10 protein-coding genes and 2 pseudogenes are annotated in these 12,081 nt (G+C 34.5%); 11 read left to right on the forward strand and 1 reads right to left on the reverse strand.

Annotation, left to right across the window (positions count from 1 at the left end):
- Window positions 1-135: 135 nt before the first annotated feature.
- The 4 genes from ACQ9BO_RS01840 (at window position 136) to ACQ9BO_RS01855 (ending at window position 4,840) form a co-directional block, all read left to right on the forward strand.
- A complete protein-coding gene (locus tag ACQ9BO_RS01840; protein WP_431243419.1) occupies window positions 136-1,665 on the forward strand; it encodes a GNAT family N-acetyltransferase in 1,530 nt (509 codons plus the stop codon).
- Window positions 1,662-2,009, forward strand: a complete 348-nt coding sequence (locus tag ACQ9BO_RS01845; protein WP_431243420.1) for a hypothetical protein — start codon at window positions 1,662-1,664, stop codon at window positions 2,007-2,009. The genes ACQ9BO_RS01840 and ACQ9BO_RS01845 overlap by 4 nt, the downstream gene beginning before the upstream one ends.
- An 82-nt stretch (window positions 2,010-2,091) precedes the next feature.
- The gene (locus ACQ9BO_RS01850) at window positions 2,092-4,410 is read left to right on the forward strand and encodes a M28 family peptidase (protein WP_431243421.1); all 2,319 of its coding nucleotides are present in this window, start codon (window positions 2,092-2,094) and stop codon (window positions 4,408-4,410) included.
- 10 nt (window positions 4,411-4,420) lie between these two features.
- A complete protein-coding gene (locus ACQ9BO_RS01855; protein ID WP_431243422.1) occupies window positions 4,421-4,840 on the forward strand; it encodes an SRPBCC family protein in 420 nt (139 codons plus the stop codon).
- Window positions 4,841-4,968: 128 nt separating this feature from the next.
- Here the strand turns inward: ACQ9BO_RS01855 and ACQ9BO_RS01860 are convergent, their stop codons facing one another.
- On the reverse strand, window positions 4,969-5,364 hold the full coding sequence (locus ACQ9BO_RS01860; protein WP_431243423.1) for a rhodanese-like domain-containing protein: 396 nt from the start codon (window positions 5,362-5,364) through the stop codon (window positions 4,969-4,971).
- Window positions 5,365-5,509: 145 nt separating this feature from the next.
- Here ACQ9BO_RS01860 and ACQ9BO_RS01865 point away from each other — a divergent pair, with 145 nt between their 5' ends.
- The 7 genes and pseudogenes from ACQ9BO_RS01865 (at window position 5,510) to ACQ9BO_RS01895 (ending at window position 12,043) form a co-directional block, all read left to right on the forward strand.
- The gene (locus ACQ9BO_RS01865) at window positions 5,510-6,409 is read left to right on the forward strand and encodes a LysR family transcriptional regulator (protein ID WP_431243424.1); all 900 of its coding nucleotides are present in this window, start codon (window positions 5,510-5,512) and stop codon (window positions 6,407-6,409) included.
- A complete protein-coding gene (locus tag ACQ9BO_RS01870) occupies window positions 6,397-6,846 on the forward strand; it encodes a GNAT family N-acetyltransferase (protein WP_431243425.1) in 450 nt (149 codons plus the stop codon). The genes ACQ9BO_RS01865 and ACQ9BO_RS01870 overlap by 13 nt, the downstream gene beginning before the upstream one ends.
- A gap of 142 nt (window positions 6,847-6,988) precedes the next feature.
- Window positions 6,989-7,804, forward strand: a complete 816-nt coding sequence (locus ACQ9BO_RS01875) for an SDR family NAD(P)-dependent oxidoreductase (protein ID WP_431243426.1) — start codon at window positions 6,989-6,991, stop codon at window positions 7,802-7,804.
- A gap of 165 nt (window positions 7,805-7,969) precedes the next feature.
- Window positions 7,970-8,446 (forward strand): methylated-DNA--[protein]-cysteine S-methyltransferase, encoded by a 477-nt coding sequence (locus tag ACQ9BO_RS01880; protein WP_431243427.1) that lies wholly within the window; start codon window positions 7,970-7,972, stop codon window positions 8,444-8,446.
- Window positions 8,447-8,629: 183 nt separating this feature from the next.
- A pseudogene (locus ACQ9BO_RS01885) lies at window positions 8,630-9,342 on the forward strand (3'-5' exonuclease).
- 76 nt (window positions 9,343-9,418) lie between these two features.
- A complete protein-coding gene (locus ACQ9BO_RS01890) occupies window positions 9,419-10,492 on the forward strand; it encodes a winged helix DNA-binding domain-containing protein (protein ID WP_431243428.1) in 1,074 nt (357 codons plus the stop codon).
- 110 nt (window positions 10,493-10,602) lie between these two features.
- A pseudogene (locus ACQ9BO_RS01895) lies at window positions 10,603-12,043 on the forward strand (nucleoside recognition domain-containing protein).
- Window positions 12,044-12,081: the final 38 nt, after the last annotated feature.

Raw genomic sequence — 12,081 nt, forward strand, 5'->3', positions numbered from 1 at the left:
TCTCAAATTCAACGATGCAAAGATGGATTGGCTTTCAAAATTTATTCGGTTGTAAACTATTTACTTTCGATTGTAACTATTTGTAAGCGTTTGTAAATGGAAATATTTTTGTATATTTGAGATAAATCCTACGATATGCAAACAAAAATCAAAAAAGTTGAGCTTCGTAATTTGGAGATCGAAGACTACAAACAATTAAAAAATTCGATGATTCAATCTTATCCCGAAATGGCAAACTCCTATTGGGAATCTAAAGAGATTGAAAAATTGCTCGGAATTTTTCCAGAAGGACAATTAGTAATTTTGGTTGACGGCAAAGTTGTAGGATCGGCATTATCGATTATTGTCGATGAAAAACTTGTAGACAAAAAACACAACTACAGTCAGATTCTCGGCGATTATACCTTTTCAACACACGACTATGATGGCGAAATTTTGTATGGAATCGATGTTTTCATCCATCCAAATTATCGCGGACTTCGATTAGGACGTCGCTTATATGATGCCCGCAAGGAACTCTGCGAACAATTGAATCTAAAAGCCATTGTATTTGCTGGCCGAATTCCAAATTATGCACAACATTCTAAAAAATTAACTCCAAAAAATTACATCGAAAAAGTAAAACACAAAGAACTTTATGATCCTGTTCTTTCCTTTCAGTTAAGCAATGATTTTCACGTTTTGAGAATTATCAAAAATTACTTAGAAGGCGACGAAGAATCTAAAGAATTTGCGGTTCTTCTCGAATGGAATAACATTTATTATGATGAAAGTCCGAAATTGATCAATCTTGAAAAAAGCGTTATTCGTCTTGGTTTGATTCAATGGCAAATGCGTCCGTTAAACAATCTCGAAGAGTTTATCGAGCAAGCTGAGTTTTTTATTGATGTTGTTTCGGGTTATGGAAGCGATTTTGCTTTATTTCCAGAACTTTTCATTGCGCCATTAATGGCCGATTATAATCATTTATCTGAAGCCGAAGCAATCCGGGAACTTGCTCGATATACAGAACCTGTCAGGAAACGTTTCCAGGAACTTTCAATTTCATACAATATCAATATCATAACCGGAAGCATGCCGTATATGGAAAACGGAAATTTATACAATGTCGGTTTTTTATGCAAAAGAGACGGAACTTCAGAAATGTACACCAAAATTCATATCACGCCGAATGAAGTAGTGCACTGGGGAATGAAAGGCGGTTCAGAATTCAAAACTTTTGATACCGATTGCGGAAAAATTGGAATTTTGATTTGTTATGATGTGGAGTTTCCAGAGCTTTCGAGACTTTTAGCCGATGAAGGAATGAACATCCTTTTTGTTCCGTTTTTGACTGATACACAAAATGGTTATACTCGTGTAAAACATTGTTCACAAGCACGTGCCATTGAAAATGAATGTTATGTCGCTATTGCTGGTTGCGTTGGAAACCTTCCGAAAGTGAACAATATGGACATTCAATATGCACAAGCTTCTGTTTTTACGCCTTCCGATTTTGCTTTTCCAAGCAACGGAATCAAAGCCGAAGCTACTCCAAATACCGAAATGACGCTGATCGTCGATGTTGATTTAAATTTGCTGAAAGAACTTCACGAACACGGAAGCGTCCACACACTAAAAGACAGAAGAACAGATTTATATGAAATTAAAAAACTAAATTCATGAAGACTTGCCTCGAATGCTCCGAAAAAATTGTTGGTAGAGAAGACAAAAAATTCTGTTCTGACAGTCGCCGAAATGCCTACAACAACAAAATAAACAAAGACAGTACAAATTTTATGCGCAATGTGAACAATAAATTACGCAAAAATTACCGTATTTTGGCTGAATTAAATACGGACGGAAAATCTAAAGCAACAAGGGAAAAAATGATAAATAAAGGTTTTGATTTTGATTTCTTTACCAATATCTTGCAGACCAAAACAGGGAACACCTACTATTTCCTGTATGACCAAGGATACCGCTCCTTAGACAATGATTATTTTATGCTAGTTAAAAAAGAAATATAGTACTGTTCATCATGAAAAAAACCCCACCTCAATTCTTGGATTTCTTTGTGTATTAGGCATTTTGGGCATAATTTATGCCACAATGATGCCGCAATATATCTCTCGGGAAGAAGAAGCATTGGCAGAATTCTCGACAGAAAGAGCCTTGAATCAGGTAGAAATTATTGCGCAAAAACCGCATTATGTAGGGTCAACAAATCATGAACTTGTTGCAAATTATTTAATACTTGAACTCAACCGAATAGGATTAGAAACTTCAATCCAAGAAGGTTTTACACTTAACGATAGAGGACTTTTAGTAAAATCAAAAAATATTCTGGCGCGCATAAAGGGTTCAAATAACTCAAAAGCACTTTTATTGCTTTCACACTACGACAGCGCGCCACATTCTTTTTCAAAAGGAGCTAGCGATGATGCTTCTGGAGTTGCAACCATTTTAGAAGGAATTCGTGCTTTTTTATATGCAAAAAGTCCACAAAAAAATGACATTATAATCCTTTTCTCTGATGCCGAAGAATTAGGCTTAAACGGAGTCGCGCTTTTTGTCAACAAACACCCTTGGGCAAAAGATGTTGGTTTGGTGCTTAATTTTGAAGCTAGAGGTTCTTCAGGTCCAAGTTATATGCTAATGGAAACCAATCAAGGAAACAAAACCCTTGTAAAAGAATTTGCAAATGCAAAAGCGGCTTATCCAGTTTCAAATTCATTGATGTACAGCATTTACAAAATGCTTCCGAATGATACCGATTTGACGGTTTTTAGAGAGCAAGGCAAAATTCAAGGCTTCAACTTTGCTTTCATCGACGGACATTACAATTATCACACGCGACAAGATGATGTACAGCATTTAAACAAAACCACTCTTGCGCATCAAGGTTCATATTTGATGCCTTTGCTTAAATATTTCGCAAATGCTGATTTGAACGCAACAGATTCTACTGAAGATGATGTGTACTTCAACGTTCCTTTTTCATTCATCAGCTATCCATTTTCTTGGGTAATGCCAATGACAATTATTGCTTTAGGATTATTGATTGTGTTTATTTTTATTGGAAAAGCCAAACATATTGTCAATTTCAGAGAAATTTTTAAAGGTTTTGTGCCGCTAATTGGCGCTATTTTGATTGCTGGCTTGGTAACTTTCTTGGGCTGGAAAATCGTTTTGGAAGTTTACCCTCAATATTCTGATTTATTAAACGGATTCACTTATAACGGCCATGCTTATATTGGAGCATTTGTAACCTTAAGTATTGCGATTTGTTTTGCATTTTATCATCATTTTTCTGAGACAAAAGCAACAATGAATCATTTTGTTTCGGCTTTGCTCTTATGGATCATCATAAATGGATTTATTGCCAATAGCTTAGTTGGAGCTGGTTTCTTGATTGTTCCTGTTTATTTCGGAATAATTTTATTCGGAATTTATGTTCTTACAGGACACAATAGTTTGGGTATGAATTTAATTTTCTCTATTCCGGCCTTAGCTATCGTCGCTCCATTTATTGTAATGTTTCCAGTAGGTTTAGGATTGAAAATTCTTTTTGGAAGCGCAATTCTTACTGTTCTCGTTTTCGGGTTATTGCTTCCAATTTTTGGTGCATTCATCAAAAAAGGGGTTTGGACGATGTTGTTTTTTGCTTTTTCGATTGGATTCTTCATTTATGCAGGATATCATTCTGGTTACGAACCTGGAAAAGCAAAATCAAACAGCTTGTTGTATGTGTATAATGCTAACACTAATTCTGCGGTTTGGACAACTTACGATGTAAATTTAGACGATTGGACCAAATCATATTTAGGCGAAAAAAATCAAAAGGCTGTTGGATTAAACAGTCTTCCGCTTGCAAGTAAGTATAATTCTGGTTTTACATATAGTGCAATCGCGCCAGTTGTTGATGTTCCAAAACCAACAATCTCTTTCTTAAGAGATAGCGTTATTGGAAATAAAAGATATCTAAAAATCAGAATAACACCAAACCGAAAAGTAAATCGTTACGACATTTTTGCTAATCCGAAAATGACATTCTACAACTTTAAGGCAAATGGTGTTGCAACATCGGGAGAAAAAACAAATCGTCTTGAGCGCGAAGGTTCAAAAATATTATGCTATTATGTAGTAGGCAACGAGCCACTTGAAATGGAATTCTATATCAATAAATCTTCAATTTTCGACATGGATTTGATAGAAAGTTCATTTGATTTAATGACAAATCCGTTATTGAAAGTAAAACCAAGAAGCGATTGGATGATGCCAACTCCTTTTGTATTGAATGACGCAGTTTTGATTCAGCAAAAAATAAAACGATACGTCGCGCCAGTTCCGCAAATACCTGTTGCCCCTGTTACAGATAGTTTAACAGTAGCAAAAGACAGCATAAAACCTATTGTTCAACCACAATAACGCAATTAAAATGGCAACAAATATTTCTACAATCGTTTTGAATGCCCCAGTCGAAAAAGTATGGAATGCCTTAACAAAACCAGAATTGGTCAAACAATGGCAATACGGAAGTGATTTAATCACGGATTGGAAAACTGGTAGCAAAATCAGATTTAGAAATGAATGGGAAGGCCAAGTTTTTGAACAATGGGGAACGGTTTTAGAAGTTGCTCCTAATCAGAAAATCAAATATTCTTTGTTTTTCCCAAGGCCAGAACTAGAAGACAAACCAGAGAATTATTTCATAATGAACTATGTTTTGACGGAAGAAAACCAGAAAACAAAACTCGAAATAATTCAAGAAGATAATCGACCAGGAGCGGTACAAGAAGAACCACAAGGTGAAGAAAATCCAATTCTTCAAGGTTTAAAAGCTTTAATTGAGGGTTAAAATTAGGTTCTAAGATGCTAAGATTCTAAGGTACTAAGGTTTCTTAACATATGTAAAAAAATAAAAAGCACTATGAAAATAGTGCTTTTTTTAATCTTAGTACCTTAGAATCTTAGAACCTTTAAGACTTAACACGCACATTCAATTTTCAAACCTTGTTTTTCACCTTTTGAGCCTTCGGTTGCGTAGCCGTCGATTTTCCACCACTCCAGTCCGCCAATTAGCTCTTTTACTTTAAAACCTAATTTTGTCATGTTCAAAGCTCCTTTTGTTGATGCGTTACAACCAATTCCGGTGCAATATGTAACATACAAAACATCTTTGTCTAAATGTTGTGTCGTTTCTAAATTCATTTCACGATGCGGAATATTAATTGCATTCGGAATATGTTCTTCATCGTAACCAAAAGCCCTTCTAGCATCGATTACGATTATTTTTTCGCCATTATTTAAAGCTTCGAATAAATCAGACGGATCCATTTCAAAAGCTAGTTTGTTTTCATAATGTTTAATTTGTGCTTCCATGTTGTTTAAGTTTTGATGTTTTACTTTTCCAAAATTAGCCGAACATCAAACACCATAAAAACGAAAAGAATTCATCAAGAGCATTACTTTTTTTCATACAAAAGCCACTCTAAAATTTTGTTACTTTGTAGAAATACGTTTCAAAATGGAAATACGTCACTTAAAATTGATAAAAGCAATTGTCGAAGAAGGAAGCATCACAAAAGCCATAGACAAACTTCATTTGACACAATCGGCATTGAGCCATCAACTCAAAGAAGCCGAATATCAATTGGGTACGGCTATATTTTTACGAACCAATAAAAAACTGGTTTTAACAAAAGCCGGCGAAAAAATCTATGAACTCGCTAACGAAATTCTGAATAAACTCTCAGAAACACAAACGCAAATCAAACAAATGGTTTTTGGCGAATATGGTGAAATCCGAATCAGTACTGAATGTTTCTCGAGTTATCATTGGCTTCCTTCGGTTTTAAAACAGTTTCATCTTTTGTATCCAAATGTTGAATTGAAAATTGTAATCGAGGCTACTCATATTCCGCTTCAAAAACTTCTGGATAATACAATCGACATTGCCATTATAAGCGATACCATCAAAGATAATAACATCAAATATACCGAGCTTTTTCAGGATGAAGTCGTAATGGTCGTTTCTGAAAATCATCCTTGGACGGATAAAAAATATGTCGTCGCCGAAGATTTTGTAAATGAACATCTAATTATTCATTCGCTTCCGATGGAAACAGTTACCATTCATCAATTTCTTTTGGCTCCAGCCAAAATTTCACCAAAGAAAATTACACCGATGCCACTGACAGAAGCTTCTTTGGAAATGGTAAAAGCTGATATGGGTGTAATGTCAATGGCAAAATGGGCGCTTCAACCGCATCTAAAATCAAGTCCCATACGAGCAATTAAAGTCGGGAAAAATGGTTTAAAACGAAAACATTTCATCGCAACCCGCGCCAATGAAAATTATCCGGATTATTTCCATCATTTCATCAACTTTCTGCAAACCGAAATTAATCTACAATGGAATATTTAATACGAAATTGTGAAATCAAAGATTTACCTAAACTCTTAATTTTACTCCAAAAACATGCAGAATTCGAAAAAGCCGAGTTTTCTCCGGAAGGAAAAGAAGAAGGATTAAAGAATGCTTTATTTGGGAAAAATCCAAAATTATATTGTTTAGTTGTGGCTACAGAAGAAACCATTGTCGGTTATACTTCTTATACTTTTGATTTTTCTACTTGGAACGCGCAAAACTTTCTCTACATGGACTGCTTGTTTTTGGAAGAAGAAACGAGAGGTTTTGGAATTGGTGAAATCTTAATCGAAAGATTAAAAGAAATCGGAAAACAAAACAATTGTGTCAACATTCAATGGCAAACTCCAGAATTCAACACAAGAGCAATTAAATTTTACAACAGAATGGGCGCAACCGGAAAAGATAAAGTCCGATTTACTTTAACTTTGTAAAGTTTTTGTTTCACGCAGATTTGGCAGATTGAGCAGATTTAAATTTATAAATGATTATCTACAAAATCAGCTTAAATCATTTTAAATCTGCGTAAAACAAAAAACTTTGCACCTTTGTACCTTTGCACCTCAAAATAAAAAAATGACAAAAATAAGCATCCTTGGTTGTGGCTGGCTTGGATTTCCTTTGGCAATAAAACTGATTGAAAAAGGAAATTCGATAAACGGCTCAACAACTTCAGAAAATAAACTCGCCATTTTAAAAGATGCAGGAATAAATCCGTTTTTGGTTGCGCTTGAAAGCGAAAGCATCTCTGAATCTATCAATGCATTTTTGTCTGAAAGTGAAATCTTAATTATAGATATTCCGCCAAAATTAAGAACCATCGATCCAAACTCTGAAAAGAAGGTTTTTGTAGAAAAAATCAAAAATCTAATTCCGTTTATCGAAAAATCTTCTGTTACTAAAGTTCTTTTTGTGAGCTCAACTTCCGTTTACGGCGATGAAAATGAACTCATAAACGAAGAAACTATTCCTAATCCAGAAACAGAAAGCGGCAAACAATTGCTTTTGGCTGAAAATATTCTTCTTGAAAACAAAAAATTCCAGACTACAATTCTCCGTTTCGGCGGATTAATTGGCGAAGACCGTCATCCGGTAAAACATTTAGCCGGAAAAGAAAACCTTGAAAATCCTGACGCGCCAGTAAATTTAATTCATCTAAACGACTGCATCAGCATTATTGAAGAAATCATAAATCAGTCAAAATGGAATGAAGTTTTTAACGCCGTTGCGCCTTTTCACCCAACAAGAGAAGAATATTATACTCAAAAAGCGATTAAAATGAATTTGCCAGAACCGAAGTTCAGTTCTGAAAAATCGAACATTAAAAAGCTTATTTCGAGTGAAAAAATTGAGACTGTTTTAAAATATAAATTTGAACTTAGCAATTACTAAAGCGATCAATTTCAGTCTTAGGGAAGTCGAAGGCCTGATAAAATTATAAACAAGCCAATAAAACATAAATTACTTACATAACTTATATGGTTTAAAAAAACTTTGCGAACTTTGCGTATACCTTCGCGCCTTTGCGGTAAAAAAACTTTGCGGTAAAATAAAAACATGGAAACAGTTTACATCAATTCGCCTTTAGGAATCACCAAAATTATTGGAGATGAAAACGGTATTTCTGTAATTTCTGTTTCTGATGTTGGCACAAATGAAGTCTCGGAAATTATACCAGAAGTTTTACAAGACGCAGTTCTGCAATTAAATGAATATTTCGAAGGCAAAAGAACCGATTTTGATCTTAAACTGAATCCGCAAGGAACCGAATTTCAGCAAAAAGTCTGGAAAGCTTTACTAGAAATTCCATATGGAAAAACCGTAAGCTATATGGATCAGACCAAAAAGCTTGGTGATGTAAAAGCGATTCGTGCCGTAGCATCTGCAAATGGCAAAAATCCGCTTTGGATTGTAGTTCCCTGCCACAGAGTTATTGGAACAAATGGATCTTTAACCGGATATGCCGGCGGATTGTCACGCAAAAAATGGCTTTTGGAGCATGAAAATCCAATTAAACAACAAAGTTTGTTTTAGTTTGCCACTAATTCCAATAATTCCCACGAATATTCTTTATAAACCTGTCGATTTATTAACTTCATAAAATATTAAGAAAATTCATTCAATTTATATTTATGATAAATTAAAAAATCAAATTTGTGTACATTTATACCAAATAATAAAATTAGTGTTATTCGTGCAATTCGTGGCTAAAAAAATATGATCGAAAAAGTAAACCTAAACAACATATTATTTCTTGATATTGAAACTGTTCCTGAAGAAGAAAATTTCAATTCGCTTGACGCTGAAATGCAGACACTTTGGGATCTAAAAACGCAATATCAGCGAAAAGACGATTTTACGCCAGAAGAATTTTACGATCGCGCCGGAATTTGGGCTGAATTTGGAAAAATTATCTGCATTTCTGTCGGTTTTTTTACTATCAAAGGAGATATTAGAAATTTTAGAGTAACTTCTTTTTTGGTGAAGAAAAGAAAATTTTAAAAGACTTTTCGAACCTGGTCAATAATCATTTCAATCAGCCACAACACTTAATGTGTGGACATAATTCAAAAGAATTTGATATTCCGTTTATTGCTCGAAGAATGATCATCAATCAAATGCCAATTCCTGATAAATTGAACTTATTTGGCAAAAAGCCTTGGGAAATACCGCATTTAGATACTTTGGAGTTATGGAAATTTGGTGATTACAAACATTTTACTTCGTTAAAATTATTGACCAAAATTCTTGGAGTTCCTTCTCCAAAAGGCGATATCGACGGAAGTCAGGTTGCTCATGTCTATTATGTCGAAAAAGACATCGACCGAATTATTACGTATTGCGAAAAAGATACAATTGCTGTAGCGCAAATTTTTCTTCGCTTGCGTCGAGAAGATTTATTGATTGACGAGGAGATTATTCATGTTTAGTCTTTAAGTTGCTAAGATTCTAAGTTTTTTTCTAAAATGTTTAAATGAACTTCAATAACTTAAATGGTTTAAAAAAATGACTCACGAGGAAATTTCACATCATCGTTTGGTTGCTCAAAAACTATATAAAACAACTCAATGTTCTCCACAAGAAGTTGTGCGTCATTTTGGCGCTATGCAGGCACAGGATTACGCAATGGCAAAATGGGCGATTGGTTCTCGTTGTGATGCAACCGAAAAAGAGGTGGAAGAAGCTATAAATTCGGGCAAAATTATACGAACCCATATTCTGCGTCCAACTTGGCATTTTGTTTCGGCTGAAGACATTTACTGGATGTTGGATCTTTCTGCGCCACAGGTGAAACGTTTTACAGCTTCTGCGGCCAAAAAATTTGATTATGATGACAAAAAGCTAAATCAGGCAAATGACGCAATTGAAAAACTTTTATCTGGAAATAATCATTTAACTCGTGAAGAAATCATGCAGGAGCTTAATATCAAAAAAACTTCAAGTGCTGATTTTTTAAGCGCGACCATTATGATGAACGCCGAATTGGATGGCTTGGTTTGCAATGGAAAAATGAAAGGCAAGCAAATTACTTATGCTTTGCTTGAAGAAAGAGTTCCGAGGCCAAAAAATGTGCTAACAAAAGAAGAAGCTTTAGCAAAACTTGCGCGGCGCTATTTTGAAAGTCATGGTCCGGCAACAGTGCTTGATTTTTCTTGGTGGTCGGGTTTTCCACCTACAATTTGCCAAAAAGCCATTAACGCAATAGAGTTGCAATTAAACCTTATTACTATTGATAATCAGAAATATTGGTTTAAAAAAGAGGTTAAAGATGCGGATCACTTTCGCGAAAGCGTGCATTTTCTTCCCGCTTTTGATGAGATTTTAATTTCGTATAAAACACGCGATGCTTCGTTCAATACAGCACATCAATCGAAAGTTTTTACCAATAACGGCATTTTCAAACCGATAATTTTAGAAAATGGAAAAGTGATTGGAATCTGGAAAAGAACGATCAAAAAAGATCACGCTAAAATCGAAACAGAGTTTTTTAAGGATTTTGAAACAGATAAAAAACAGATTTTATTTGAAGGCATTAAGTCTTTTGAAACGTATTTGGGAACCAAAATTGTTATTGAATAAACCGAATTTTAATTAAAAAATTATCGTTCATAACCATAACTTCCTGTTTCGTTTCTTAAATCTTTATGCTTATTATTGCTAAATAATTACATTTACAAAAAATTACAATTATGGTATTGAGCAGATTTTGGTTAACGATTTTTATTTCTTCGATTGTTTTTATTGTATTCAGTTTATTCACTGCCAATACTTATACGATTGATTCTGTTTTGAATGGAAAAAAGACGACCCAATTTTGATTTCTGAAAAATACGTTGAAGAACTTCCAGCATTCATCAAAGACAGCATTTCGAAAGCCAAAGATCAAACCATGATTATCAATCGTGATACGCTAAATGCAGACACGACCTACGTTTTCAAAAACAAAACCGTAAAAATTTATAGCGGTCTTCAAAAATCTGATGGTTTATTGCCAACTTGTAAAACTACTTTGGTTGATTTGATTTTGCCACTTATTGCCTATTTAGCTTTTTTCTGCGGATTAATGGAACTTTTAATCATTTCTGGAGCTTCTGGAAAATTAGCCAAAACTTTAAGTCCAGTTTTTGTGAAAGTGTTTCCGAGTATTCCTAAAAATCACCCTTCGATTTCTTATATGACTTTAAACTTTGTCGCCAATTTCTTGGGATTAGATTCGGTCGCAACGCCATTTGGATTAAAAGCAATGGAAAGTTTACAGGAAATTAATCCGGAAAAAGACAAAGCCAGCGACGCGCAAATTATGTTTATGTGTCTACACGCTTCAGGCTTAACTTTGATTGCAACTTCAATTATTGGCTATCGTCTTCATGACGAAATGCTACAAATCCAGCCGATGTAATACTTCCGTGTGTTATTACTTCTTTTATTGGTACAATTGCCGCCTTCCTGATTGTTGGAATCAAACAAAAAATCAATTTTAAAAGTGCTTCACTTCTAATTGGTTTAATTACTATGATTGCCGCTATTGTAGGTTTACTGTTGTATGTGAATCATTTGGACTTGATCGGAAAAAATTACTTTACTTCTAATCTTTCAGGTTTAATTTTGCTTACGATTGTTCTTTTTACTTTGATTTTCTCTTTCATGCACGAGAAAAAATTCAAAGATGCCGACACTACCGTTTTCGACACTTTTGTTGTTGGAGCAAATAACGGAGTTAAAACAGGAGTAACGATTTTTCCTTATGTTTTAGGGATGTTAGTTGCAATTTCACTATTCAGAAACAGCGGTTTATTTGAAATCATTAGTGACGGAATCGGATTTATATTCTCAAATTTAGGAGTAAGCAAAGAAATCACGAATGCCTTGCCAGTTGCAATGTTGCGTCCGTTTAGCTCTGCAGGATCGCGAGGTTTCTTGATCGATTCGATGAATACTTTTGGCGCCGATTCTTTAACAGCTAGATTAAGCAGTATTTTTCAATGCAGTGCCGAAAGTACTTTTTATGTAATTGCGGTTTATTTTGGATCTGTAAATATCAAAAATACACGTTATGCTTTGGGCACAATGCTTTTGGTTGATTTGATTTGCGTGATTACTGCGATCTTTGTGGCGACTTGGTTTTTTTAAAACTTCAACTCAACATATATGTATTTTTCCGCAATAAA

Origin of the sequence: Flavobacterium sp. P21 (genome assembly GCF_050632225.1) — a bacterium.
GTDB lineage: Bacteria > Bacteroidota > Bacteroidia > Flavobacteriales > Flavobacteriaceae > Flavobacterium.